Source organism: Arthrobacter glacialis, from assembly GCF_002909445.1.
Classification (GTDB): Bacteria; Actinomycetota; Actinomycetes; order Actinomycetales; family Micrococcaceae; genus Specibacter; species Specibacter glacialis.
The window spans coordinates 219,585-244,731 of record NZ_PPXC01000004.1; the positions used below are offsets into that span (position 1 = coordinate 219,585).

The 25,147-nt window shown below is 62.6% G+C and carries 24 protein-coding genes, 1 tRNA gene and 1 riboswitch; of the genes, 10 read left to right on the plus strand and 15 right to left on the minus strand.

Features of this window, described 5'->3' with window-relative positions:
- Nucleotides 1-6: 6 nt before the first annotated feature.
- The 3 genes from CVS27_RS06605 to CVS27_RS06615 all read left to right on the plus strand — a co-directional run bounded on the left by CVS27_RS06605 (nt 7) and on the right by CVS27_RS06615 (nt 2,069).
- A complete protein-coding gene (locus CVS27_RS06605; protein WP_103464939.1) occupies nt 7-414 on the plus strand; it encodes a helix-turn-helix transcriptional regulator in 408 nt (135 codons plus the stop codon).
- A 68-nt stretch (nt 415-482) separates the two neighbouring features.
- A complete protein-coding gene (locus CVS27_RS06610; protein ID WP_103464940.1) occupies nt 483-884 on the plus strand; it encodes a VOC family protein in 402 nt (133 codons plus the stop codon).
- A gap of 180 nt (nt 885-1,064) precedes the next feature.
- Entirely contained in the window at nt 1,065-2,069 is a 1,005-nt protein-coding gene (locus tag CVS27_RS06615) for a type IV toxin-antitoxin system AbiEi family antitoxin domain-containing protein (protein WP_133162891.1), read from the plus strand.
- A gap of 114 nt (nt 2,070-2,183) precedes the next feature.
- On the opposite strand, the gene CVS27_RS06620 is transcribed toward CVS27_RS06615, so the two are convergent.
- Nucleotides 2,184-5,636: a bifunctional proline dehydrogenase/L-glutamate gamma-semialdehyde dehydrogenase gene (locus CVS27_RS06620; RefSeq protein WP_103464942.1), complete on the minus strand. Its 3,453-nt coding sequence runs from the start codon at nt 5,634-5,636 to the stop codon at nt 2,184-2,186.
- A 146-nt stretch (nt 5,637-5,782) separates the two neighbouring features.
- Here CVS27_RS06620 and CVS27_RS06625 point away from each other — a divergent pair, with 146 nt between their 5' ends.
- Nucleotides 5,783-6,706 (plus strand): LysR family transcriptional regulator, encoded by a 924-nt coding sequence (locus tag CVS27_RS06625; RefSeq protein WP_103464943.1) that lies wholly within the window; start codon nt 5,783-5,785, stop codon nt 6,704-6,706.
- Nucleotides 6,707-6,743: 37 nt separating this feature from the next.
- On the opposite strand, the gene CVS27_RS06630 is transcribed toward CVS27_RS06625, so the two are convergent.
- From CVS27_RS06630 to CVS27_RS06645, 4 genes are all read right to left on the minus strand, one after another.
- A complete protein-coding gene (locus tag CVS27_RS06630) occupies nt 6,744-7,175 on the minus strand; it encodes a hypothetical protein (protein WP_103464944.1) in 432 nt (143 codons plus the stop codon).
- Nucleotides 7,176-7,314: 139 nt separating this feature from the next.
- Entirely contained in the window at nt 7,315-8,142 is an 828-nt protein-coding gene (locus CVS27_RS06635; RefSeq protein WP_103464945.1) for an ABC transporter permease, read from the minus strand.
- Nucleotides 8,139-9,170 (minus strand): aliphatic sulfonate ABC transporter substrate-binding protein, encoded by a 1,032-nt coding sequence (locus tag CVS27_RS06640; protein ID WP_103464946.1) that lies wholly within the window; start codon nt 9,168-9,170, stop codon nt 8,139-8,141. Before CVS27_RS06640 ends, CVS27_RS06635 begins: the two co-directional genes overlap by 4 nt.
- A 49-nt stretch (nt 9,171-9,219) precedes the next feature.
- Entirely contained in the window at nt 9,220-10,050 is an 831-nt protein-coding gene (locus CVS27_RS06645) for an ABC transporter ATP-binding protein (RefSeq protein ID WP_103464947.1), read from the minus strand.
- 6 nt (nt 10,051-10,056) lie between these two features.
- Nucleotides 10,057-10,168, minus strand: a riboswitch (SAM riboswitch).
- A 143-nt stretch (nt 10,169-10,311) separates the two neighbouring features.
- Between CVS27_RS06645 and CVS27_RS06650 the strand changes: the two genes are divergently transcribed.
- Together CVS27_RS06650 and CVS27_RS06655 are read left to right on the plus strand one after the other, a co-directional pair.
- Nucleotides 10,312-11,265, plus strand: a complete 954-nt coding sequence (locus CVS27_RS06650) for a DNA-3-methyladenine glycosylase family protein (protein ID WP_103464948.1) — start codon at nt 10,312-10,314, stop codon at nt 11,263-11,265.
- Between the two features lie 72 nt (nt 11,266-11,337).
- Nucleotides 11,338-11,616, plus strand: a complete 279-nt coding sequence (locus CVS27_RS06655; protein WP_103464949.1) for a putative quinol monooxygenase — start codon at nt 11,338-11,340, stop codon at nt 11,614-11,616.
- 73 nt (nt 11,617-11,689) lie between these two features.
- On the opposite strand, the gene CVS27_RS06660 is transcribed toward CVS27_RS06655, so the two are convergent.
- From CVS27_RS06660 to CVS27_RS06670, 3 genes are all read right to left on the minus strand, one after another.
- Complete coding sequence (locus CVS27_RS06660) at nt 11,690-12,070, minus strand: thioredoxin family protein (RefSeq protein WP_103464950.1); 381 nt, start codon at nt 12,068-12,070, stop codon at nt 11,690-11,692.
- A 71-nt stretch (nt 12,071-12,141) separates the two neighbouring features.
- Nucleotides 12,142-13,302 carry an MFS transporter gene (locus tag CVS27_RS06665; RefSeq protein ID WP_442319966.1) on the minus strand — a complete coding sequence of 387 codons (1,161 nt, stop codon included), beginning with the start codon at nt 13,300-13,302 and terminating at the stop codon, nt 12,142-12,144.
- A gap of 118 nt (nt 13,303-13,420) precedes the next feature.
- On the minus strand, nt 13,421-13,855 hold the full coding sequence (locus CVS27_RS06670) for a MarR family winged helix-turn-helix transcriptional regulator (protein WP_243399974.1): 435 nt from the start codon (nt 13,853-13,855) through the stop codon (nt 13,421-13,423).
- Nucleotides 13,856-14,067: 212 nt separating this feature from the next.
- Here CVS27_RS06670 and CVS27_RS06675 point away from each other — a divergent pair, with 212 nt between their 5' ends.
- On the plus strand, nt 14,068-14,334 hold the full coding sequence (locus CVS27_RS06675; RefSeq protein WP_243399975.1) for a hypothetical protein: 267 nt from the start codon (nt 14,068-14,070) through the stop codon (nt 14,332-14,334).
- A gap of 82 nt (nt 14,335-14,416) precedes the next feature.
- Here the strand turns inward: CVS27_RS06675 and CVS27_RS06680 are convergent, their stop codons facing one another.
- From CVS27_RS06680 to CVS27_RS06690, 3 genes are all read right to left on the minus strand, one after another.
- Nucleotides 14,417-15,133 (minus strand): hypothetical protein, encoded by a 717-nt coding sequence (locus CVS27_RS06680; protein ID WP_133162892.1) that lies wholly within the window; start codon nt 15,131-15,133, stop codon nt 14,417-14,419.
- A gap of 95 nt (nt 15,134-15,228) precedes the next feature.
- Nucleotides 15,229-15,313, minus strand: a tRNA-Tyr gene (locus tag CVS27_RS06685).
- Between the two features lie 244 nt (nt 15,314-15,557).
- Complete coding sequence (locus tag CVS27_RS06690; protein ID WP_103464954.1) at nt 15,558-15,923, minus strand: hypothetical protein; 366 nt, start codon at nt 15,921-15,923, stop codon at nt 15,558-15,560.
- Between the two features lie 245 nt (nt 15,924-16,168).
- Between CVS27_RS06690 and CVS27_RS06695 the strand changes: the two genes are divergently transcribed.
- Entirely contained in the window at nt 16,169-16,657 is a 489-nt protein-coding gene (locus CVS27_RS06695) for a YajQ family cyclic di-GMP-binding protein (RefSeq protein ID WP_103464955.1), read from the plus strand.
- Nucleotides 16,658-16,813: 156 nt separating this feature from the next.
- Nucleotides 16,814-17,590, plus strand: a complete 777-nt coding sequence (locus tag CVS27_RS06700; protein ID WP_103464956.1) for a VOC family protein — start codon at nt 16,814-16,816, stop codon at nt 17,588-17,590.
- 83 nt (nt 17,591-17,673) lie between these two features.
- Here CVS27_RS06700 and CVS27_RS06705 read toward each other — a convergent pair whose 3' ends face one another.
- The 4 genes from CVS27_RS06705 to CVS27_RS06720 all read right to left on the minus strand — a co-directional run bounded on the left by CVS27_RS06705 (nt 17,674) and on the right by CVS27_RS06720 (nt 24,151).
- Nucleotides 17,674-21,087 (minus strand): M66 family metalloprotease, encoded by a 3,414-nt coding sequence (locus tag CVS27_RS06705; RefSeq protein ID WP_103464957.1) that lies wholly within the window; start codon nt 21,085-21,087, stop codon nt 17,674-17,676.
- Nucleotides 21,088-21,457: 370 nt separating this feature from the next.
- Entirely contained in the window at nt 21,458-22,132 is a 675-nt protein-coding gene (locus tag CVS27_RS06710) for a response regulator (RefSeq protein ID WP_103464958.1), read from the minus strand.
- Complete coding sequence (locus CVS27_RS06715) at nt 22,129-23,409, minus strand: sensor histidine kinase (RefSeq protein ID WP_165788263.1); 1,281 nt, start codon at nt 23,407-23,409, stop codon at nt 22,129-22,131. The genes CVS27_RS06710 and CVS27_RS06715 overlap by 4 nt, the downstream gene beginning before the upstream one ends.
- A 46-nt stretch (nt 23,410-23,455) precedes the next feature.
- On the minus strand, nt 23,456-24,151 hold the full coding sequence (locus CVS27_RS06720) for a histidine phosphatase family protein (RefSeq protein ID WP_103464960.1): 696 nt from the start codon (nt 24,149-24,151) through the stop codon (nt 23,456-23,458).
- Between the two features lie 152 nt (nt 24,152-24,303).
- Between CVS27_RS06720 and CVS27_RS06725 the strand changes: the two genes are divergently transcribed.
- Nucleotides 24,304-25,143, plus strand: coding sequence for a hypothetical protein (locus CVS27_RS06725; RefSeq protein WP_103464961.1), 840 nt, complete (start codon nt 24,304-24,306; stop codon nt 25,141-25,143).
- Nucleotides 25,144-25,147 lie beyond the last annotated feature (4 nt).

The following is a 25,147-nucleotide window of genomic DNA, read 5'->3' on the forward strand; positions in this document are numbered from 1 at the left end:
CAAGCCATGACTCCCGATGAGCTGGCCGATCTGGCCCACCTGCGCCGGGCACGGGACATGATCGATCGGGACTATGCCCTGCCCCTGGATGTGCCCACCATCGCTGCGAAGGCGTTGATGTCCCCAGCCCACTTCTCCCGAAAATTCAAGGAAGCCTACGGCGAAACGCCCTACAGCTACCTGATGACCCGCCGCATTGAACGGGCCGCGGCATTGCTGCGCAGCGGGATGTCGGTGACGGATGCGTGCATGAGTGTGGGAGCCACGTCGCTGGGATCCTTCAGTTCACGGTTTACCGAGATCATGGGCGAGACACCCAGCAGCTACGGAGCCAGGAAGCACACCGCCATTGAGGCCATGCCACCATGCTTTGCCAAAGGCACCACCCGCCCAGCCAGGGTAAGTCGCACCTAGGCCAGCGTCCGGAAAAGTCGAGCAGGAATGGAGAAGCAGACCAGGGTGCTTAGGGATAGTTTCTACTTATGGCTATTTCACTTCAGTACACAAACATCACCGTCAACGACGCCGAGGAATCAATCGCCTTCTACCGCGATGCCCTTGGCCTAAGCGTCAGCAACGACGTCAAGTCCGGCGAATTCCGCTGGGTCACGCTCAGCACGGACACCCAGCCTGGTCTGGGGATCGTCATCTCCGAACCCCATGCCGGGCGCTCCAAGGCCGACGGCGACGCCCTGCAGGAGCTGCTCATCAAGGGCATGCTCCCCATGCTCGTGTTCAGCACCGACGATTTGGACGCAACCTTTGAGCAGGCCACGGCCGCTGGTGCCGAGGTTCTCGAGGAACCCAAGGATCAGCCCTGGGGCCCACGGGACTGCGCGTTCCGCGATCCCTCGGGGAACATGGTGCGCGTCTCACAGGCCTAGCCCACCTGGTCCATTTCACCCGCCGCGCCCGTCCCCGCTTTTCGCGCCCGTCTCAACGGGCGCGAAAGCAGGGGACGGGCGCGGCGGGTCGCTGTGGGGCTGTGGATAACCGCTCCGGGTTTTCCACAATTTCCGGATTGCCCCTTACCTCCGTGCCGGCCCGCTGGAACGCTTGACTCCATGAAGCCACCACGCCTGATTCTCCCCTCTGACATGGAATTGCAGGGCCTGGATTCCCGGCTCCTGGCCAAGCTCAAAAGACAGGGGCGCCTGGCATGTGTCCGCCGCGGCGTCTATATGGAAGCCGCCGAGTGGAACGCCATGGGCCCTGCGACACAATACGGCCAGCAGGCGGCGGCATTTCAAACGCGGTCGCGGCGTCCACCGGTCTTCTGCCACGCCACGGCGGCGCTCGTGTGGGGCTTGTGGCTCGTGGGCAATCCCCAGCGGATACATGTCATCACTGAGTCGAAGGCAGGGGGCCGCAGCCGTGACGACATCAGCCGGCATGTTGGCTCACTGGGCGAAGGCGTTGTCCAGTGCGGAGGCCTCCTGTTTACCGACAAGCTGACCACCACCATGCAACTCATCACCGGGTTGTCCTTTGAACTCGCCGTGGCAATCTGCGATTCCAGTCTTCACCGCCCCATGAGGCACAAAGCCGAAAACACTTTCACACCGGCAGGCATCCCAGACGGCATCCCTGAACCATCGTGGAACAACGACCAGCCCCAAGGCCCGCCCCTGAAAAAGTCAGAGCTGATGAGCGCTGCGGAGCAGCTCCCCTCGCAGGCCGCCCGGAATCGCGCCATGGCAGTGATTGAATTTGCGTCCGGGCTCTCCGGCTCCGCGGGTGAATCCCTGAGCCGGGTCAGGATGAATCAGCTGGGTTTCACCACCCCGGAGCTGCAACGCAAGTTCGTGCTCCGCGACGGCAGCGACGCATTCGTCGATTTCTGGTTCGGGGAGCAGTGCAAGGCCGGGGAATTTGATGGCCGGGGCAAGTACCTGCGTAGTGACTGGAGCGGGGGAACTCCCGTTGCGGACCGAATCCTGAAGGAAAAGGACCGCGAGGACCAAATTCGTGCGCAGGGTGTTGGGTTCTTCCGATGGACCTGGGCCGAAATGATGAACCTGCGCGGCTTCGAACGGCTGCTCCGCCAGGCCGGGATACCGCAAAAATAGCCCGCTCCAACGAGCACCGCGCCCGTCCCCGCTTTTCGCGCCGTTGGGACGGGCGCGAAAAGCGGGGACGGGCGCGGTGGCGTGGGCAGCCGGTGCGAGTGGGACCAGTGGGGGCTAGATCAGGCCGTCCGAGAGGTGGTTCGGGGTGCCGAAGCGGTGCGCCGTGATGCTGACTGCCTGCTCATGCAGGAACGGCAGCATCTCAACGCGGCCAGCCTCGGTGACCTCGCCAGCGTAGATGGCCAGATCCGGACGTCCGCCGGTTGCTTCGTAGACAGCACTGGTGTCGCCGCCAATCAGCCGGATGCGGCCGGCACCGAACGCGCGGGCGGTACCCAGCCAGTCGGCGTCGGACTCCACGGTGACGTTGATGCGCAGGCTCAGCAACAGGGCCTGCACCGAGGTGGGAAGTGCGACGCCGGAGGAGACTTCCGGTGTTGCTCCGGCGGTGATGCCTGCCGCAAGAACGCGGATCAACTTGGCAACGGGCTCACCCTCAGCCAGGCGCACCAGCGGGTTCAGCGGCAGGTAGCGGAACACATTGCGCTCGGCGGAGAGCCCCGAAACATCCTTGGCCACGCCAAACTCGTCAGCCCATGCGGCGGCGTCGCTGTGCAGCGAGCGCAGCAGGAATGCCTGCTCCGCAGCTGTCAGCTCGGTGGCAGCAGCAATCATCTTGGCGGCGGGGTCACCCAGCGGCTCGGTGGCCGTGGATTCGGCGGTTTCCCACGAGCCCAACCCCATGAGGTAGTTGGGTCCGCCCGCCTTGGTGCCGGCACCCACTGCCGACTTCTTCCAGCCGCCGAACGGCTGACGCTGCACAATGGCACCGGTAATGCCGCGGTTGACGTACAGGTTTCCGGCCTGGACGGTGTCCAGCCAGAGGCCAATCTCCGCGGAATCCAAGGAATGCAGGCCGGAGGTGAGGCCGTAGTCGATCGCATTGACCATGGCAATGGCCTCCTCGAGCGTGTCTGCCTGCATGACGCCCAGCACGGGGCCAAAGAACTCGGTCAGGTGGAAGGTGGAGCCCGCGGCAACACCCGTACGAACACCCGGGGACCAGAGCCGTCCGGTGGAATCGAGCTGCTGGGGCTCGATGGCCCAGCTTTCGCCGCTGTCCAGGGTGGTCAGGGCTCCCAAGAGCTTGCCGGCGGCCGGTTCAATGACCGGGCCCATCTGCGTGGTGGCCGTCTCCGGGTAGCCAACGCTCAGGCTGGAGGCGGCATCGATCAGCTGGTTGCGGAAACGGGCTGACTTCGCCACCGACCCCACCATGATGACCAGCGATGCGGCGGAGCACTTCTGGCCGGCGTGGCCAAACGCGGACTGGACCACGTCCTTCGCAGCCAGGTCAAGATCTGCGCTGGGGGTGACGATGATGGCATTCTTGCCGGACGTCTCGGCCAGCAGTGGAAGATTAGTGCGGAAGCTGCGGAACAGTTCTGCTGTCTCGTAGCCGCCGGTAAGAATCACACGGTCCACGGCCGGGTGGGCCACCAGTGCCTTGCCCAGCTCGTTCTCACCGAGCTGGACCAGCGCCAGCACCTCGCGGGGAACACCGGCTTCCCACAATGCTGCCACCATGAGTGAGCCGCTGCGCTGGGCTTGCGGTGCAGGCTTGATGACGACGGCGGAGCCAGCGGCCAGTGCGGACAGCGTTGAGCCGGCAGGGATGGCGACCGGGAAGTTCCACGGCGGGGTCACCACTGTGAGCTTCGCTGGGACGAACGCTGCGCCGTCGACAGTTTCCAAATCTTTGGCGCGCTCGGCGTAGTAATGGGCAAAGTCGATGGCTTCGCTGATCTCCGGGTCGGACTGGTCCAGTGTCTTGCCGGTTTCGGCGGCCATAACCTCCATGAACTCGGCGCGGCGGGACTCCATCACGTCGCCTGCACGGTGCAAGATGGCCGCACGCTCGGCGCCACTCAGCGCTCCCCACGCAGCAGCGGAGGCGACGGCGGTGTCCACAATGCTGTTCAACTCATCCAGTTCGGTGACAGTGGTGGCCGCGACAATGTCGTTGGCCAGCACGGAGCCGGGGATGCGGGCCAGAATGTCCTTGCCCCAGGCGTGGTTGGCCACCAGTGACGGATCGGTGTCCGGGGTGTTGGCGAAGGAATCCGCGGGCGCTGCAACGGCGGGCTGATTGCGGTCCTGGACACGGTTGGTGGGCGGCACAGTGGTGTCCAGGTCCGCCAGGGAGGCTAGGAAGCGCTGCTGTTCGCGCTGGAACAATGCCTCATTCTCGGAGAGTTCAAACACGGCTGACATGAAGTTGTCCTGGCTGGCACCTTCCTCCAAACGGCGAATCAGGTACGCGATGGCAACGTCGAACTCGCCCGGGTGGACCACGGGTGTGTACAGCAGCAGTGAGCCAACATCTTTGCGGACGGCCTCGGCCTGGCCGGTGGCCATGCCCAGCAGCATCTCAAATTCCAGCTGGCCGGAGGTGGTGTCGATGCCGCGCTGCTTGGCCAGCAGCCAGGCGTGGGCAACGTCGAAGAGGTTGTGGCCGGCCACGCCGACGTGGACGGCGTCAATGTGCTCGGGGGTCAGCGCGTAGTTCACCATGCGCTTGTAGTTGGTGTCCGAATCCTGCTTGCTGCCCCAGGTGGCCAGCGGCCAGCCGAAGACTGACGCCTGCACCTGTTCCATGGGCAGGTTGGCGCCCTTGACGATGCGCACCTTAACGGCGGCGCCACCTTCGGCGCGGCGCCGCGTGGCCCATTCGGTTAGATCGATCATGGCCGCGAGGGTGTCCGGCAGGTAGGCCTGGAGCACAATGCCGGCCTCCAGGTTCCTGAACTCCGGCTTGTCCAAGATGCGCTTGAACACGGCGATGGTCATGGTGAGATCCTTGTACTCCTCCATGTCCAGGTTGATGAACTTGGCCTTGGGAAAGGAGTTGGCCAGCGTATACAGCGGGGTGAGCTTCTCAACGATGTGGTCAACGGCGTCGTCGAAGGCCCACGGCGAGTGGGGTGCCACGGTGGAGGATTCCTTGATGGAGACATAGTCGACGTCGTCCCGCGCCAACAGATTCAGGGTTCCCTCAAGGCGCCGGGCGGCTTCGTTCTCACCCAGGACCGCCTCACCGAGGAGGTTGATGTTCAGGTCCACGCCACCCTTGCGGATCTTGGCGATGGCCGGGCCCAGCTTGGCATCGGTGGCGTCCACAATCAAGTGGCCCACCATGTCCCGGAGCACCCTGCGGGCAATCGGGATGACGATGCCCGGCAGGATCGGGGCCATCATGCCGCCGATCCGGACGGCGCCGCGCATGTACCACGGCAGAAATGCCGGAACCTTGGGGGCCAGGATGGCAAGGTTGCGGGCGGCAACCGCCAGGTCCTCGGGACGAATCACGCCATCAACAAAACCCACGGTGAAGTCCAGGCCATTGGGGTCCTTCAGGACGCCGGCAAGGCGCTGGGCCGAGACATCCGCCGGGAACGTGGCGGCCTCGGTGAGCCAATGCCGGACAAGGGCGATGGTTTCCTGGGCAAGATCATTGCTGGGAACCGGAATGTTTGCGGAAGTGGCCGCGGTGACGGAACTAGTCATAGTTGCTGATGCATTCATTTCTGCTGGCTCTATTGGGGGTTGGGGAATTCGATTCTAATGACCAGTATGAGACCTTTGTTCAATAAGCAAAAGTGGTGATTTATGATGAATATTAGTCATTTCTACTAACTCTTTGGGAGGCGCCCATGCTGGACGTCAAACGCCTGCGATTGCTGCGGGAACTGCAGCTTCGCGGGACCTTGGCCGACGTGGCCGCGACCTTGCAATACAGCCCCTCTGCCGTGTCCCAACAGTTGGCACTGTTGGAGAAGGAGGTAGGCGTAAAGCTTCTGCTCAAAGTGGGCCGGCGTGTGCAGCTCACGCCCCAAGCCGAGATCTTGGTGGAACACACCACTGAGCTTTTGGAGACCTTGGAACGGGCGGAGGCAGACATGTCCGCCTCCTTGACCACCGTGACCGGCACAGTGAAGCTGGCCGTGTTTCAATCGGCGGCCCTGGCACTGTTGCCGGACTTGCTCACTGCCATGGCGGCGGCCCACCCCGATGTGCGGATTGAGATGGTGCAACGCGAACCCGAAACGGCACTGTACGAGACGTGGGCCCGGGACTTTGATCTGGTCGTGGCCGAACAGTATCCCGGCCATGCCGCTCCCCTGCATCCGGGGCTGGACAGGATCACCCTCACCACCGACGCCATCCGGCTGGCAGTTCCCACTGCCGGCGTGGCTGGCGGCATGACCCGGCTGCGCACGGAGCCCATCACAGACCTTGAGGACACGGCCAACCTGCCCTGGGTCATGGAACCGCGCGGCGCGGCATCGCGCCACTGGGCCGAACAGGCGTGCCGGCAGGCAGGTTTTGAGCCGGATGTGCGCTTTGAAACGGCCGATCTGCAGGCCCAAGTCAGGCTCATTGAATCCGGCAACGCCGTGGGGCTGATGCCGGACCTCATGTGGACCGGGCGACCTCCCGCCCTCACGCTGATCGACTTGCCCGGACTCCCCCGGCGCACAGTCTTCACCTCGGCGCGACGGGCCAGCCGCCGTCGTCCGGCCATTTTGGCGTGCCGGGAAATCCTGGCGCAGACGGCACAGTCGCTCACCATCTAGCTTCTCCAGGAGGTCCGACGGCGGATGGCCGGGTTCGTTAGGCCAGCTCGGCGATGATGGGACCCAGCAGGCGGCGCAATTGTTCGGCATCCCTCCGCGCCGACTCGCTCAGAAGCACCCGACTTGGTCCTGCCCGACGAAGCCAGAAACCGGCAACGGGCAGGATCAGCACGTCCAGTTCAAAGGGTGCCGCCTTGTTTCCGCGGTTCTTTTCGATCGACTGCACCAAGGAAGTCATCATCATGCCGTGGGCCCTGAGGTTGGCGTGGAATGCCGGTGCACGATCCGCCAACGACATGTACTCGATGCCTGCGTTGCTGGGCATATCCAGATGATCGGCCAATAAATCGGAGAACCAGAGTACCCATTCATCGGCGAGGGCGACGTCGGTGAGTGGACCAGTGACAGGAATGCGCTCAGCAACTTCTGGCACCACGGGTGGGACAAAGAACGGTTTGGTGGCAGGCAATCCCAGCGAGTCTCAAAGGTGAAGTGCCACCGTCAGCGGCCAAAAGAGGCCCTCGCTCATACGCCAGCTCCGCGTTCTCGCAAACTGCATCGCGCCCCCTAGTGTGTGCCCTCACCCTACGCCTGTCCGCCGAGCGTGGCTACGACCAGCGGCGCACAGCCCACTTCTCGGCCAGGCCCAACAGAGCGTCGGTGGCTTTTCCGAGAATGGCCAACAGCACAATGGCCAGCAGCAATCTGTCGGTGCGGCCGTTGTTTTGCGAATCCGTCAGCAGGAATCCGAGCCCCATGGAGGAGGCGATCAGTTCCGCTGCCACGAGGAACAGCCACGCTTGGGCGAGCGCCAGGCGCAGGCCGGAGAAGATGGCCGGAACCACTGCCGGTAGCTGAACAGTGGTCAGCAATTTGAGGCCCTTCAAGCCAAAGGCCCGGGCTGCCTCAACCAGATTTTTATCCACGTGGCGCAATGCCAAGGAAACCGTGGTGAATACAGGAAAGAACGCACCAATGACTATCAGCGTGACCTTTGAATCCTCGCCGATCTTCATCCACAGGATCAGCAGCGGCACCCACGCCAGTGAGGGGACGGCACGCAGCGCCCCGATCGTGGGTCCCAGTAACACGTCAGCCGCTTTGGAAAGCCCTACGAGAGCCCCCAGCGATAAGCCCAGGACTGCGCCGATGAGGAAGCCGATCAACACCCGTTGGGTCGAGATGGCCACGTGGTTGAATAATTCATTGCGCCCGATGAGCTCGGTTCCGGCGTCCAGTACTGCGCGGGGCGACGGCAGCTGGACCGGTGAAAACACCCAGGCAGCGGTGCTTAGCTGCCAGGCGAGCAGGATTAGGACAGGAAGAATCAGGCCCAGACCCAGCCTGGTCCACGAACGGGCGAAGATAGCAGAACCCGCCTTCGGCGAAGCATTCGTTGCCGTGCTAGCCGCTGCGCCACTATGGACAGCCATCATGATTCCTTGATGGAGGCGGGATTGGCTTTCACGGCCAGAGAATCATCCAGGAGGGAGGACAGCGCGGTGTCCACCTCGGCCTGGGTCTTGACATCACCGAGCTCCACAAACGTGGGCCCAATCTTCGCCAGCACTGCCCGCTGCTTCTCGCCCGGGATGCCGGAGACATTAAGATTGCTGCGTTTAAGTATGACGGTGCTGGCAACTTCCGGCTTGAGTCCTGCGGCTGTAGCCAGGATCTGTGCTGTCTCTTCGGGGTTTTCCGCTGCCCAAATACGCGCCTTTTCATAGACGTCCACCACGCTCTGCGCCAGTTCCGGCTTGTCCTTCAGGAATGACTCTGTGGCGTTCAGGAAACCGTAAGTATTAAAGTCCAGGTTCCGGTAAAAGAGGGTTGCACCTTCTTGTTCGGCCGTGGCCATGATCGGGTCCAGACCTGCCCACGCATCAACGGAACCGTTCTCCAAGGCGGCCCGGCCATCGGCATGCTGGAGATTCTGCACTGTGACGTCATCTGTGCTCAGGCCGGCCGCCTCCAAAGCCTGGACCAGGAAGAAGTAGGGATCGGTGCCCTTGGTGGCAGCAACTGACTTGCCTTTGAGATCGGCTACCGACGTGATGGCTGAGCCCTTGGCGGCAACCAGGGCAGCCCATTCGGGCTGGGAGTAGATGGAGATCGTTTTAATGGGCGATCCATTGGACCGGGCCAGCAGCGCGGCTGATCCTGCCGTGGAGCCGACGTCGATGGCTCCGGCGAGCAAAGCCTGATTGGCCTTGTTTGAACCGGCGGACTGCACCCATGTCACGGTGACGCCCTTGCTGGCCAGGGTTGCCTCCAGCCAGCCCTTTTCCTTGATGACAAGGCTCAGCGGGTTGTAGGTGGCAAAGTCGATGGTTAGTGTGCCGCCATCCTTGCCGGCGATGTCGGTGGCTGCATTCTCGCCGGCGCACCCCGCTAGGGCGAGTGCGGAGACGGCGGCAGCGACGCTGAGGAAGGAACGGCGGTTAAGGGTGGGAGAAAAAGGCATGGTGGTCCTCACGAAAGGTTGTGTTGATGAAAGGGTGTGGGAAAAGTGGCTAGTGGCCGTTGACGCCAAGGCTGGCCAGCAGTGAACTTCGAAGTCCGGCCAGCGCCGTTGATGCCCGGTCGCGGGGGCGGGGGCCTGGCACTTCCACGGTGCGCACAATGGTGGCCCCCGGAGCGCCGGTCCCGTCAGGGCCAAGCAAAATGATGTGGTCGGCGAGCTGAAGGGCCTCGTCGACATCATGGGTGACCAGCAAGACAGTGGTGGGCTCGGCCTGGTGTACGTCCAGCAGCAAATCCTGCATGGTGATCCGGGTCAGTGCATCCAATGCGCCGAAGGGCTCATCCAGCAGCAACACCCCGGGGTTTCGGGCCAGCGCCCTGGCCAGCGACGCCCGCTGGGCCATGCCGCCGGAGACCTCGCGCGGGCGGTGACCGGCAAATTCGGACAACCCCACCAGTCCGACGAGCCTTTCAACTACCTCGCGGGTGCGGGCGGCGTTGGCGCCGGCGGGGACGCCAATCGCCACGTTTCCGGCGATGGATTTCCATGGCAGCAGCCTGGGTTCTTGAAAGGCGACGGCGCAGCGCGAATCAATGCCGGACACGGCAGTGCCGTTAATAGTCACCGCGCCTGTGCTGGGCGTATCGAGCCCTGCCACGGCGCGCAGCAAAGTGGACTTCCCGCAGCCGGAGGGCCCCAATAACGCCACGATCTCCCCAGCTTGCACGTCGAAGGAAACCTCCCGAAGCACCGTGTGGGCACCGTGTCCAGTCCCAAAGGACCGGCCCAGGTTTTGAAAGGACACAGCCATGGCGGCAGTACCTTGCGGATCTGGCAGGGCGGAGGCCGTGGCAACGGACGGCGAAAGTAAAGCAGGCATGAGTGCACTCCATCGGTCCTGGCGGTAGCACCCTGCCGGCATTGATACCCGCACAGGGTGTCAACCAGGGTTGCTGCGGCGTCGTGGAGCCAGATCTCTCGGCCGCTCGGGATGGTCAACGTAAGACTAAGTCCTGCAGCAGGACCGGCAAAAATCGGGGCCGGTTCGGCAGTTCGCGAATCGTAACAATCCGAGCGCCCGGCCGGGGCCGCATTTGATGTCACACACCTGGTTGTCAGCCCGGTGTGCCACCATGGACCCATGACAGTCGCCGCAACCGCGGGGCCCACAATGGTTTGGGATGCCCACGGACCCTACTCCCTACACGGGACGTTGGGCATCATTGGTAGGGGCCCTGCCGATAAAACCATCCGGCTGGCCCCGGGCGCGGCCTGGCTGGCCTTCAACACCCCCTCCGGACCAGCAACTTTGGGCATCAACCAACAGGGCAACGAGCTGCACGCCCGGGCTTGGGGTCCCGGCGCGGACCACGCCCTGACGGGCGTCCCGGCGCTGCTGGGCACCCACGACGACTGGTCCCATTTTGATTCACCCGGCTTTGCCGCCACGCTCCCCCGCGCAGTGAGGGATGCCCGACGCCGGCACCAGGCAGTGCGGCTGCCCTCCACCGGGCGCATGGTTGACGCACTGGTGCCTGCCATCTTGGAGCAAAAGGTCACATCCCTTGAGGCTCTTCGCAGCTACGCCGTCTTGTTGCGCAGATTCGGCACCGAGGCCCCGGGCGTTGGTGCTGACCCGGGTGTTCCGCACAATCTCCTGGTGGCCCCCACCCCCGCCCAATGGGCCGCGATTCCATCCTGGGAATGGCACAAGGCAGGTGTTGGACCACAGCGCTCGGCCACCATTGTGCGGATGCTGCGAGCGGCGTCGGGCTTGGAGCGTTTGGCGAAGCTGCCAGCAGCGGAAGCGGGCGCAAGGATGCAGAGCATCCCCGGCGTTGGGGTATGGACGGCGGCGGAAGTCACCCAGCGCACCCACGGTGACGCCGATCAGGTGGCCGTGGGCGACTACCACCTGGCCGCCTACGTGGGCTGGGCGCTGGCCGGGAAACCAGTGGACGATACTGGCATGCTGGAACTTTTGGAGCCCTGGCGCGGGCACCGGCAGCGGGTGGTGCGCATGTTGCAACTCAGTGGTTTCCGCAAGCCGATGTTCGGTCCGCGCATGACCATCCAAGACCACCGCGGGCACTGACGTGCTGGCCGGATGCGTTCACACTGCGGAACCGCTTCCGGGGCCGGCCCCGCCATCGCCTAGGCTGGTGGAATGAGTGAGATCATCAACCTACAGGCCACGTTCATCCCCAATGAGGGCGAATTCTTCCGCGTGAAGCTCGCCCTCGAGATCGCGATTGAGCAGGTCGTCGAAGAAACCGGCTGCATTCAGTATGAGATCACGGAGGAATCCGAGGAAAAGATTGTCCTGACTGAGCAGTGGGCGTCCGAGGCGGACCTGGAAAAGCACGGCAAGGGCATCGCCGTTCAGGACCTGAACGAATCCCTCAGCGCGCTGTTGGCGGAGCCGGTCAAGCTGGAACGCCACTAACAACGAATGACGCCAACGTCGAGGGGCCCGTCACCAGATGGTGACGGGCCCCTCGACGCCTGCGCGAAGAACTCTATTCGGCTGCACTACCTTCGGCCTGCTTGGCGGCCACGGCTGCGTGAACCTCGCTCATGTCCAGTGCCTTGACGGCCGTGATGACCTCATCCAGCTGGGTGCCGTTGAGCGCACCGGGCTGGGCAAAAACCAGCACCTTTTCCCTGAACGCCATCAGCGTGGGGATGGAGGTGATGTTTGCTTCGGCGGCGAGCTGTTGCTCGGCTTCCGTATCCACCTTGGCGAACACAATGCCGTCGTGCTTCTCGGAGGCAGCCTCATAGGTGGGCGCAAAGCGCACGCAGGGCTGGCACCAAGACGCCCAGAAGTCAACGATCACAATGTCGTTGCCTTCAATGGTGGGACCAAAAGTTTCTGTGGTGATATCAACTGTAGCCATGCGTTAACCGTACGGGACGGGACAAAAGCATGGCTACAGTTTCGCTCAACGCGTGAGCGGGAATATCGGGATCAGACCCCGAGCGGTGCGTGCTCCGTCAGAAGCTTTCGTCCGGCAAAGATGACGACGGCGCTGATCAGAACAGCCGCTGCCGCAACATAAAAGGTGGCCGAGGCGTTGACGTGTTCGGCGATCTTGGCCGCCATGAATGGGGCCAGGGCGCCGCCCATCCAGCGGATGAAGTTGTAGCCGGCGCTGGCCACAGGGCGCGGGGAGTCCGAGACGGACATGGCCATTTCGGTGAACAAAGTGTTGTTGATACCCAGCAGCGCACCGGAGAGGACTGTCAGCACCACAACGGTGGTGACCGAGTGCCCGGCAGCCAGGGCGAGGCCGATGAGGATCACCATCAAGCCCAGCAGGGACCCGGTGAGTGCTCGGGTCGGCCCAAACCAGCGCTGAACCAGTGGCGCCACGAAGACCGAGAAGACGGCCACGGCAACGCCCCAGCCAAAGAATACGGCGCCGATCCCGTAGGCATCAAAACCCAGGATGAAGGGCACAAAGGCCAAGATGGTGAAGAAGCCGTAGTTGTAGAACAAGGCGCTGCCGGCCGTGGTGCGCAGCCCCTTGTGGCCCAACGCCAACAACGGGTCGCGCAGCCGGGTCTTGGTGGCAGGCAGCGGAGCCTTGGGCAACATGACAATAACCAAGATGAAGGCGATGGCCATGGCCGTTGCCGTGCCAAAGAACGGTGCACGCCATTGCCAGCCACCCAGCAGGGCACCCATGAGCGGGCCAAGGGACAAGCCCAAACCTAGGGCGGCCTCGTACAAAATGATCGCCGTGGCCGCGCCGCCGGAGGCAACCCCCACCATGACGGCCAAGGACGTGGCAACGAACAAAGCATTGCCCAGGCCCCACCCGGCGCGGAAGCCCACCAGTTCATCGACCGTGTTGGAGAATCCCGACAAGGCCGAGAAAACCACAATGATGCCCAGCCCAATCAGCAGCGTCTTCTTGCCGCCAATGCGTGAGGACACAAACCCGGTGATCAACATCGCGATGGCCGTCACCAGGAAGTAGCTGGTGAAAAGCAGGGACACCTCACTTGGGGTGGCGTCCAGGTTCTCGGCAATGGCCGGCAGAATGGGATCCACCAGACCAATGCCCATAAAAGCAAACACGGCCGCGAACGCCACCGCCCACACGGCCTTGGGTTGTTTCAGCATGGAACGTTTCTCGTTCGCCAACACGTCGTCAATCTGTTGGGCAGCCTTGGCTGCCGTTGTGCCTTGCACGGTTTCTCCTTGCTTCATGATGTTCTTGCGGCAGTACGTGCCATCGCTGTCAGCTGGCCAGTGCCTCGTTGAGTTTGGCAATGGCGGGAATCGCTTTGGCCACGGCCTGGAGCTCATCGGCGTCGAGAGTCTTCAGCGCCGTGGCCATCGTGGCGTTGCGGCGGGCATTGGCTTCAGCTAGGGCGCTGCGCCCGGCATCCGTGAGACCAACCAGGACCACGCGGGCGTCGGATTCATCAGCTTTGCGCTCCACCAGCCCCAAACTGCCCAGCTTGATGACCTGCTCGGTGGCACTGGGGACGCGGATGCCGGCGTTGCGGGCAATGGCTCCCACCCGCAGTGGTTGGGCGGCGATCATGTTCAAGGTGGCCACTTGGCCGGTACTCAATTCACCGTCCGCGTCAATGGAACGGACCAAATAGACGGCCTGGCGCAGAATGTCGCGATACCGGCGGGCCAAGTCATGAAGCTCAATGTCGTCCATAGTTAGGTAGCCTAACATATAGTTAGGGCACCTAACAGTCTCTTGTTGTGCAGCCAACCATTGGTGAGGCCTCCCACCTGCCCTGGCTCCGGCGTCGAACACCGGGGGCGAAACACTTCAAGGAAAGGTCGCCGGGAGGACACATGGTATTCACAGCCAATTCACCCGGCCCGTGGATACTGGCGTTATTGACTATAGAAAAGGAAGCAGCGATGACTTTCACTTCAGGAGACCCCATGACACGCCCCATCCACCACCGCGCATTCGTAGACCCCGAGAACCACGAAGTCTGGCCGGCACTGAACAAGAATCAGCCCGTAGCGCTGGTCAACGGCCGCGGCTGGCGCCTGTCCGGCCGCGTGGAGACGCTCAGCAGCGACCGCCAGTGCCTTTGGATCCAGCTCGACGCCGGCATGGGCCGCCAGCTGATCCACCACCAGGACGGCTTTGTGCTTGATGGCTACACCGACATCAACTGACGCCGAGCAAACAAAAAACGCCCGATTCCTCCATGGAATCGGGCGTTTTTCTTGCGGGTCTGGCCCTGGCCTTGACTGCCGGCTAGTCTTCGGGACCGATCATGGACACAAACTCCATTGCCTCGGCAGTACCAATGTCCGCATGGCTGCACAGGAGGCTGGCTGCGCCATCGAGATCCCCAGCCCGAGCCAGAGTACGGATGCGGGCGAAAATCTCTTCGTTCAGGCGCGTGCTGGCAACTTCACGAACCTCCTCGCCGCTCGTCACGATGGCACGGTAGCGGTACTTGCTAGCTGCCGCCGGAATGCCGACCACCTCCGCACTGGCCGCTTCCACGGCGGCAGACTCCTGGGGAGCTAGATCCTGCAGAGTGGCCGGCTGTGGGGCCGCGTTCATGATGTCTTCCACCGTCAGCGCTGCGTCCGCTTTTGCTGGTTCGGGGGACGGCTGGGGAAATTGCGCCAACGCGGCGATGGCAGCGACTGATTCAGCCAAGCCCAGGCGCGTGGCCTTGCGGTATTCCTTCACTGCGCTGAGTACTTGATTTTGGGCTATCAAGGAATAGACGGTTCGGTGCAGTTCCGGTGTGAGTCTGGCGCTGGCTTCCTCGGCGCCCTCCCGGGTGACCTCCGGGCCGCGGCGCAGCGGCTTCCCTGACTTGGATGCGGCGACCTTGGGTCCGCCATCCTCGGCCGGAGTCTGGTGAACGGCCCGGCCACGACGCCCAATGAATCGGTTAGCAACAACCACGACGATGACAACGACCAGCACAATTATCAGGGGCACAACATATTCCATGCCTTAACTGTAGTTCCGCCAGCCACATCACAGGCACAGAACACAAAAAACCCGGAACCCCAGCGATTACTCGCGGTGGTTCCGGGTTTCCCGTTTGGTGGCAGATACTGGATTCGAACCAGTGAAGGCGTTGCCAGCTGATTTACAGTCAGCCCCCTTTGGCCGCTCGGGTAATCTGCCGTGGCCAGTCAAACCTCAACATCAGGTTCAACTTTCGCCCCCAACAAGTGGGAGCAGTAAAACTGTACTAGGGTTTTGCCGAAAAACCGAATCGAGAGCTTTTGCGGCCTCTTGGCCGCCGATATTGGGCCTGCAAAACAGCGCTTTCCGGGCATAAACGCGCTTTGTCCGCTCATGGGGTGTTGCCCAACCCCCTATAAGCGGACAAAGTACGTTTATGCGACGATCCGCGGATTGGGCAGGCTCAGACGCCCGGCTGGATCCGCTTCACAAGCTGGTTTTCCAAGAACGCTGCCTGCGACGCGGTGATCTGACCTAGTTGCACGGCCCGGGCCATGTCTTCATGCACCCCGGCGATCCTCGAAGAGGCGGAGTTGGGCGGGGAACTGATGATGCTGCCCGAATTCAGGCCTGATGCTGACGCGCCAGCCAGCGCAGGGCCACTCAAAACTGTTACAGCGGCCAACGTTGCCGCCGCCACCGCAGTTCCTACAGCTGCTCCCACAGTTCTTTTGGCGGGCCGGGCTTTGGCACTGGCAACGTTCTCCCCTGCCACAGGCGGCAGGGGCTCGTTGTCAGGTGCTGACGCCGTGCGGTCCTTGCTGGTCATCGCTCCTCCTCATTGCTGACTGTCTCAACAACGTCAACTTTGCCAAGCGCAAATGTGCACGGGCCGTACAGATCCTAAGAACAAACTGTGAGCGCCCTCCCTAAACCTCGCTTCTCCCCAGCGGCTCCCACCGCTCGCAAGCTCGCGGCGGGACCCTCGCCGCCGTGGACCCGCACTTTGGGGCCCTCGGGCGCTACGCTTGTATTCAGATCAATCGCTCAAATTTCCACGTACATGGAGGAATCATGGCTAGTGAGTCAACATTCGACGTCGTCAGCAAGGTCGACAAACAAGAGGTCGCCAATGCGCTGCACCAGGCCCAGAAGGAAGTAGTCCAGCGCTACGACTTCAAGGGAGTCGGTGCTGAGATCGATTTCAGTGGCGAAAAGATCTTGATCAAGGCCAACTCTGAAGAGCGCGTCATGGCCGTCATGGACGTTTTCGAATCCAAGCTGATCAAGCGCGGCATCTCCTTGAAGTCCCTGGACGCCGGCGAGCCCTACGCCTCTGGCAAGGAATACCGCCTCGAAGCCGAAATCGTTGAGGGGATTGCCCAGGACATCGCGAAGAAGATTAACAAGTTGATCCGTGATGAGGGTCCCAAGGGCGTCAAGTCCACCATCCAAGGCGATGAGCTTCGCGTGAGCTCCAAGAGCCGTGACGACCTTCAGGAAGTCATGGCGCTCCTGCGCAAGTTCGAGGACGCCGACCTGCAGTTCGTGAACATGCGCTGACCGCACAGCGCACCTAAAGCGCCTACCCGATGGATTTACCCACCACACAGTGGGCAACTATTCATCAGGTGGGCGCTTTTTTGCTCTTGCCTGCAGCTCGCGTGCGGGCATAGTCTTCCCTTGTCCCTAGCCAACAATGTGTATTTTGGAGCTGCCATGACTTCGCATGATTTCCCCGCCGGCGCACCGTGCTGGATTGACCTGATGACCTCGGATATGAGCCGTTCACGCGAGTTTTACAGAGCGCTCTTCGGCTGGAATTACGAGGTGGGGGATGAAGAGAAGTACGGCGGCTACACCACGGCCTTCAAGGACGGCAAGAGCGTTGCCGGACTCATGCAGAGCCAGGACGGCGGCCAGGGCTACCCGGATGTGTGGAGCACCTACCTGCGCGTGGATGACATTGCCGCGTCCATGTCGGCAGCCACCAACGCTGGCGCCATTTCCTACCTGGACCCCATGGACGTGCCGGAACAGGGAAAGATGGCCATGCTCGGCGATCCCAGCGGCGCCTCCGTGGGGCTGTGGGAATTTGGCGGCCACACAGGTTTTCAGGCCCACGAGGAAACCGGTGCCGCCGCCTGGCACGAACTGCACAGCAAGGACTACCCGGCCGCCGTGAGCTTCTACCGGGACGTTTTTGGCTTGCAGACCTCGGTCATGAGTGACACCCCCGAGTTCCGCTACACAAATCTGCTCGACGGCGAACAAGAGTTGGCTGGCATCATGGATGCCGCCGCGTTCCTGCCGGATGAAGTCCCCTCCAGCTGGCAGGTGTACTTCCAAACGGACGACGTCGACGCCACAGTAGCCTTGGCACTCACCCTGGGTGGCACGGTGATCAATGCGGCGGAGGACTCCCCGTACGGCAGGATTGCCGGGCTGAGTGACTGCACGGGCGCCATGTTCAAGCTAGTCCAGCCCCAGGCCTAGGCACCCAAACAAACTGACCCGCAGAAATCGCCGAAAAACGCGTCAAAAACGCATATTTTCGTCGATTTCTGCGGGTCAGTTGTTTAGAGGCCCAGCTCCCCCAGTTTCTTCAGGGTCGTGGCGTCAAGCAGAACCAGGGCCGGCACGGTGCTGGTGGTCAGCCCCGTCCACTTTTGATTGCTGCCGTCTGTTGTCTGGTACAGGATGGGCAGGCGGGTGGCCCTGTTCAGGTCCATGGAACGTCCCGGCGAAGCCACCGAGTTCAAGTGGCCGTCAGCCTGATACACCCATTGCTGAGACGCATTGGAGAAGTCGCAGTTGCTGGGCCGACTCGGGTTGTTGCTGGTGATGCACAGATCCGGACGGGCCACACTGTGCACGGCACCGCGGGCATCCATGACCCACTTCTCATTGGCCGCGCCGGTGCATTCGGTGGCCACCGTTGCTGCCGCGGGAACACGGGCCTCCAGCGTCCCATCGGGGTTGGTGTAAAGCTTCAGGCAGTAACCTCCAGCTACCCCGCTGTTGCCAATGTCAACTTTGATGGCTGCGCCGGCAGGAACCACCGGGGTGGCCGGGGAGGCAGTGAGCGCTGAACTGCTGAGCAACTCCTTGAACCGGGTCTGTGTGGCGGTGGTGGCCATGGTGTCCTGGTAGTAGCGCACAAAGTTCTCAGCATTCTTCTTTGCCAACTCCATGCCGAGGATCTTCTCGGCAACAGTCTTGGCGGCCGGGCTCAAGAGGTTCAGGCTGCCCTTCCAAGTGGTCAAGGCCGCCTTTGAAGCGTGACCCAGCAAGGGGAACGTGCTGGTGGCCAGCGATTCCAGTTCCGTTTGCAGGGGCGGCAGTTCGGCGTCGCGCACGGCCGTGTATCCGGCATCCTGGCCAATGGTCACCGCAGAAGGCATGGCCGGCAAATCCGTGGCGATATCGATGCGGTTGCCGTACTGGCTGGTGACACCGTTTTGCTTGCAGGACAGCTGGGCACCCGTGGGCTTGTCGGCCTGGGCAATGTTGATGTTGAACTGCAGGGCGTTGCCCACGGGAACTCCACTGACGCCGCCGCTGAGCGCAAATGCCTTGGATGCCCCGCCAAGGAAGTCAACGTCCATCCAGCAAACCCGGGTGGCCGCCGGGGCGTCCTGAACCGGCGCCGGGTAGTTGAAGGCGTTGCCCCAGTTGGAGCGGAAGGCCGGGTACAGCACTGCCTTGGTTGAGTCGGCAGGCACATAGCCGCCCAGCAACGTCACCACGGGCACACCAACGGCGGTGGGGCGCAGCGAGTTGAACGCGGGGTTGGCAACCTTGGCGTCCACGTAACTCTGCGTGGCTGCGTCCCAGTTGCGGTAGCCGCTGGGGTAGGCCAGGTCCGGGACCACCTTGGTCCATGATTCCTGAATCCTGTCCGCGCTGTAGCCGGTGTGAAGGGTGTAGTTCGAGTACTTGCTCTCAACCCAGCCGCCGGCCATGGCGTCCACCAGGTAGTTGTAGGCGCCACCAAAGGTCTGCTTGAACGGCAGGTTGTTGATGCTGACGCCGTCGGGCTGGAATGCACCCATGCGCAAATTGCTGCGCAAGGCGCCACGGTAGGCGTTGTATCCCCAGCCGGAATCGGCGTGGTGGGTGGCGTTGATGGTTGCTGCGTCCCCCGGCAGGGCTGAGTTCTGGCCGGGGTAGTGGCCCAGGCCGTACGAGTGGCCCAGCTCGTGGCTGAGTTCGTTGCCGCTGGAGGCGTAAATGGTGGCCATGCCGTTGCCGCCGGACAGGCCGTGTTCGGCACGCCCGTTGGCGTAGAGCCCGGCCGAGTGGTGGATGATCCGCTGGTTGTACAGGGACGGCTGCTGCTGGTTCATGGGCCCGGAGGTCTGGCCAAAGTTGGCAAGGTTGATGCCCGTTGAGACCTGCGCCTTGCCCACGTTTTCACGCATGTCCCCCGAGTAAACATCGCCGTTGGTCACGGAGGGATTTTCCGGCGTGTAGATGTTTCCGTTGGCCACGATGACCTTGTTCAGCTGCACGGTCTCGTACTTGGCCATGACCAGCTTGGACACCGGGATGGTCTGGAAATAGTCCGCCGCCGACTGCGCCGGCTTGTTGATGAACGCGTGGTCCCCATTCATGTTCGGGGTGGTCAGCATGCCCAATTCAATGTTGTTGATGACCAGCTCGGAAGGTGGGGCCATGGTGATGTTCGACGCCGGAAGGGTGCCGGTGCCGCCGTCGGCCGCGGTAAAGGTAAGTTCCAGCCCGGGGACAACCACATCCCAGGGCAGGTCCACGCTCCAAGCCCGCTTGGAGTACACCACAGCCGGGCGCCCGGCCGGGAAATTCGCATCGGTTTCGGGCAGGGCGTCGGGGGCATTCAGCACAAACACGCCCTTGGCGACGCCCTTGACGCTGGCTGCAACGCTCACGCTGCTGGTGGCCTGCGACGGGGTGAAGAGCAGCAGGGCCTGGCGCTGGGCCACAAGGTCCGGCATCTCCGTCGCGTCATTTCCGGCCGGATTGACCGTAAGGCTTTGGGCGAATTCCACCATGCCAGTCAGCGTGCCTGCGGAGAGGTCGTTGCGGATGGTCCGCGGCGCCCCGTCCTTGTCCACGTCGTGGAAGCCCAGTCCGCGGTCCGCGGGAGCTGCGTTGAGGTATCCGGCAAGGGGGTCCGACAGTGGCGTCCCCAACTTGACCGGATCGGTGGTGAGAGCAACCGTGACAGTGCCTGCACGCCACGAGGTGACGGGCAGGAAGTAGCCCCGGTCCAATTCCTCCCGGGTCACCGTGTGCTTGGCCGTCGTGCAGCTGTAGCTTGCACCTGCGGCGAGGCTGGGTTGGGCGCAGTTGCCTGCACCGTCGGCGGGCAAAAAAGGCGTAAATGCGCCGGCAACGGTGGCCACCTCAACGGCATTGGTGCCGTTGTTGGCGACAGTGAAAGTGTAATCAATGGCCTCGCCCACGGTGTACGGCGAGGTTGTTGTGTTGCGCTGAGGATTTGTTGGCGTCCCTGAAATGCTCAGCTGTCCAACGGCAGTGGAGGCCCCTGCACGCAGGTTCACGGCTGGCGTCGAAAGCGTCTGGCTTTCACTGCCCACCTGCCAGGAGGTTGTCGTGGCAAAGGAGCCCGCGGCAAGGTCGGCGGCCGTCACTGTGTGTTTGGCGGTGGCGCACGTGTAGCTGGCACCGGCCAGCAGGTTGACATACCGGCAGTTTCCGCCGCCGTCCGCGGGTACGAACGGCTTGAAGCCGCCCGACAGCGGCACTACCGTCACCGTCTGGGCACGGCTGTTGGTCACCTTGAAGGTGTAGTTCACCTTCTCGCCCAGGACGTAGGGATTCAGCAGGACATCCCGGGTGACGTCGGTGAGCTGACCGGTGATGCTCACGCCGCTGATGTCGATGGCAGCAGTCCCTGCGGCCAGCACAAACGCCGATGCGTTCAGCGGAACGGCGGGTGCGGCGGTGGCCGGAAGCGGCATGGTGCTGCCCACCAAAACGGCCAGCATTGCCCCAGCGAGGACTGTTTTGCTAGTGGTTCTTCTTGAGCCTTTGAAAGGCGAGGTTCTCTTCACTGCGTTCCTAGGTGTCAGGGGTGCCTGCACCCGTGAGCGCAGCACCCAGCGTAGAAATCGTGGCTTGAAGCGCACTGTCCAGATAGGACGTGGGTTCTAACGCGGGCGCAAGGACACCGCCCACAGCTGCTGGCCCCCATCAGCTGCTAGAGAAGAAACTAACACTATTGTGAGGTGTTTTGAGACCGGTACCAGTAATTAGGTTATGGATAACATAGAGTTTGGCGCATTGGACAAGCAGGTGCCGAGTCAACTGGCCAAAGAGGCAGTCTTCGGCCCAACCTTTTAGCTAGTGGGTGGGTGCCTAAGAGCCCGGTTCGACCAAACCCGTGTCGTACGCCAGCACCACGGCCTGGACCCTGTCCCGCAATTCCAACTTCGCCAGAATCTTGCTGACATGCGTCTTGACCGTTTGCTGGGCAATGAACAGTTCTGCCGCAATTTCCTGGTTGGAGAAGCCCCGACCCAGCAGCGTCATGACCTCAAGTTCCCTGTCGGTCAGCCCATCCAGGCGCTCCTTCGACAACACGGGTTTGGCCCCGGCAACGGCAAATTGTTCAATCAATCGTTTGGTCACCGACGGGGCCAGCAGTGCTTCCCCCGAGGCCACAATCCGCACGGCCGCCACCAAATCCTCAGCGAGCGCATCCTTGAGCAGGAAACCGCTGGCCCCCAGGCGCAGGGCGTCGTAGACGTAATCGTCAACATCAAAGGTTGTCAGCATCAGCACATGAATGGTGCTCTGCGCATCCTCTGGTACGCCCGAGAGTATCTGCCGGGCCGCCTCCAGGCCGTCCATGACTGGCATGCGGACATCCATGAGCACAACGTCCGGACGGTGGTCCCGGGCCATCTCCACGGCGCGGGCACCATTCTCAGCCTGGCCCACCACCTCAATGTCATCCTGGGCGCCAAGAAGAGCGGCAAAGCCTTCCCGGACCATGGCCTGGTCATCCACAACCAGCACTCTAATGCTCACAGCTGGCCACCTCCTTTGGCGGAATTTCCCGCGTTGCCGGAGCTCAGTGGCAGCTTGGCTGTGACGCTGAAACCGCCGTCGGACGTTGGAACGCAGACCACAGAGCCGCCCACAATGGCTGCCCGCTCACGCATTCCAATGAGCCCCTGACCCACGTGGGCACCCTTGTCCAGCTGCGCCATCACGGCCCCCACGGCTGAGCTGGAATTGACCACCGAAACACTCAGGGTGCCGTTGCGCACAGCAAACCCCACCCGGACGGTGGCCCCCGGAGCATGCCGGATGACATTACTCAACGCTTCCTGAACAATCCTGTAGGTGGTCAGAGCAATGACCTCGCCAATGTCTTGATGTTCGACGTCGGAAAGCTCAGGTTCGGCGATGCGCACCCCCGCGGAGCGTGCCGAGGCAAAAAGCTGTGGCAGATCAGCCAGGGTGGGTTGTGGCCCCAACTCGCGGCCGGCGTCGGCGTTCCGCAGTGAGCCGAGCATGCTGCGCATCTCCGTCATGGCGCGGCGTGAGTTGGCGGCAATGTCATCAAATTCCTGCTTCAGCTCATCACTCAAGCCTGCGTGGCGGTACCTGGCGGTGGTCGCCTGCACCACCACCACTGACATGCCATGGGCCACCACGTCGTGAAGTTCACGGGCAATGCGGGTTCGTTCCTCCGCCAGGCGGCGCAGCGACTGCTCCTCCGCGCTGACGCTGCGTTCGGCCGCCAACTCGGCGCGCAGGTGCTGCCATTGCTGGGCCACCACCGCTGCCACCATGAGCCCGCCGGATACGGCAGCAAAAATGACCACATTGTTTTGCGCACCGTCTGACTGGACCCCTCCCAGGGTCAGGTAATTGGAGACAACACCCACCATGACGCTGGCCAGCCAGCCGCCCGCCGCCACCATCCAGTGGGCGCGCAATCCCGCCACGCAGATGACAAAAACCTGGGTCACCATCGCCACCACACTGAAGGGCATGGGCGCTGCGCCCACTGGGATGGAAACCAGTGGCAGGATCGTCATGGGAATGATGGAGATCAGGACGCCGGCTACCGGCCGGGCGGCGGTGAGGCCCAGCGATGCCACGTGCAGGATCGTCAAGCCCAACCCAAAGGGCAGCGACATCCCGTACAGGTTCATGTTCAGTGGGGCACCCACGGCGAGCAGGGCAATGCAGACGGCAGCCGTGGCCAACCAAACCCAGCTGATCCCCTTCAGACGCCACAGATTTACCGTGCTAAATGGCGTGGCTTCAAAGACTTGGGCAGTGTCGGAGTTCATCGTTTCCAATGGAGCGGGCGCCCCGCCGCGGTCAGTCACGGAATTCCTAGACGTTTTCATGTCCGGCGACTATGGCCTCTGCTGTGAGTTCTGCTGTAGGACCGTCTGCATCCAAGCCCCTGAGCCCGCCGGCCGGTGAACCATGCCAGGAGCGGATCTCCCATCCTCCCGGGGTGGCACTGGGTGTGGGCTCACCCTCCATGATGACAATTCCCGTGTTGGATAGGTCATGATACTGGGGATCCGACCAGTCAAGATTAATACCCCGGTATCCTGCCCAGAATCGGATCATGGCGCCGTGGCTGACAACGGCAACGGTGCCGTTGCCGTTGGCCGCTTCCGCCACGACTGCGTCAAAGCGTTCCAACACTTGGTGGCCGGTTTCTGTGCCGGGCATGCGGACGTCAAGGTCGCCTGTCAACCATGATTTCAGGGTGCGGAGATACGCCTCAACGGAAGTCCTGTCACCCTTCATTTCCAGGGTCCCGGCACTAATCTCGCGCAGCCCGCTCCTGACCGTTGGGGTGAGTGTGCGGGCGGCAGCCAAGGGTGCGGCCGTCAGTGCTGTGCGGGTTAGATTAGAAATGTACAAGGCATCAATCGCTTCACCCGCCACGGCATCAACCAGCGCCTCCGCCTGCAGTTCGCCCAATGCCGTCAAGCCCGGCCCAGGCACTGCCGTGTCCAAAAGGCCGAGGACATTGTTGGGGGTTTGGCCGTGCCTTATCAAGATCAGTCGCATGCTTCCATTCTGTCTTACTCGCCAGACTTCTGCTCGGCAGTGGGCACAACGGCTGATCTGGTGTCACGGGCAGTCACAGCGCCACCATGTCCGCGAGTGCGCGGGCCGCCGTGGGTTATGCTGACAACGCGTCTCAGGGATGGAGGACCGGAGTGGCAGCAGTGCGTGAACAATTATTCGCTTCGACATTTTGGGGCATCCGCCGGCCCAAGGTTGCCTTGACCGCCGGACACTTTGTGATCCGGCTCAATGATCCCGCCTTGGCCTTTGGCGTTGACTCCGCCAGCGACTTGTTGGAGTGCTACCGCCGCCTCATTGCGGCCATGGAACACCTTCAGGGCCCAATTCTTGGCCACATTTATATTTCCCTGAACTGGCAGCCTGTTGGGGATGCCATCGGTGAGCCGGTGGCAGAAACGTCAACGCCCACCGTGCACGTGTTTCTGCACGGTGACGGGTTGCTGGCAGCCTCCAGCGTTTTGCAACAGCCCGCTCACGACAGGGTTGTTTATGGTGGCCCGGCCGATGCGGATTCTGCCTTGCGGCAGGCCCTGCGCAGCCAGCCCAGCCCCGTAGCCCCGGCACCTGCGCCCGCGCTTCCCACGCTTCCCGGCGCAAATTTCCGTATTGCCGAGCTTGGCGACGTCCAGTGGACAGCCACCCCGGAGCCCCCAACATCCACGCTGAGGAACCTGGGAGTCGAGGGGATCCTGGACCTTGCCGCCACGTTGGAGTCCCTTCATACCCGCTCCGTTCCCCCCTTTTCGGGTGCCACCTTGTGGGCCTGTGAACAGTGGGATGCCGGCGACAAGGCCGCCATGGGTGAAGGCGGCGCAGCAACCATCAATATCTTTGGCCGCCGCCACGGCGGGTCCCAGAATCCAGTGGCGGACTTTGTTCGCTCGGGAGCTCTGGAAATACCCGCAGCTGGGCCTAGCACCCACCGGCCTCCCCAGGATCGCTCCGCTCGCCACGGGCCCCTCGGCCGCTAGGCTG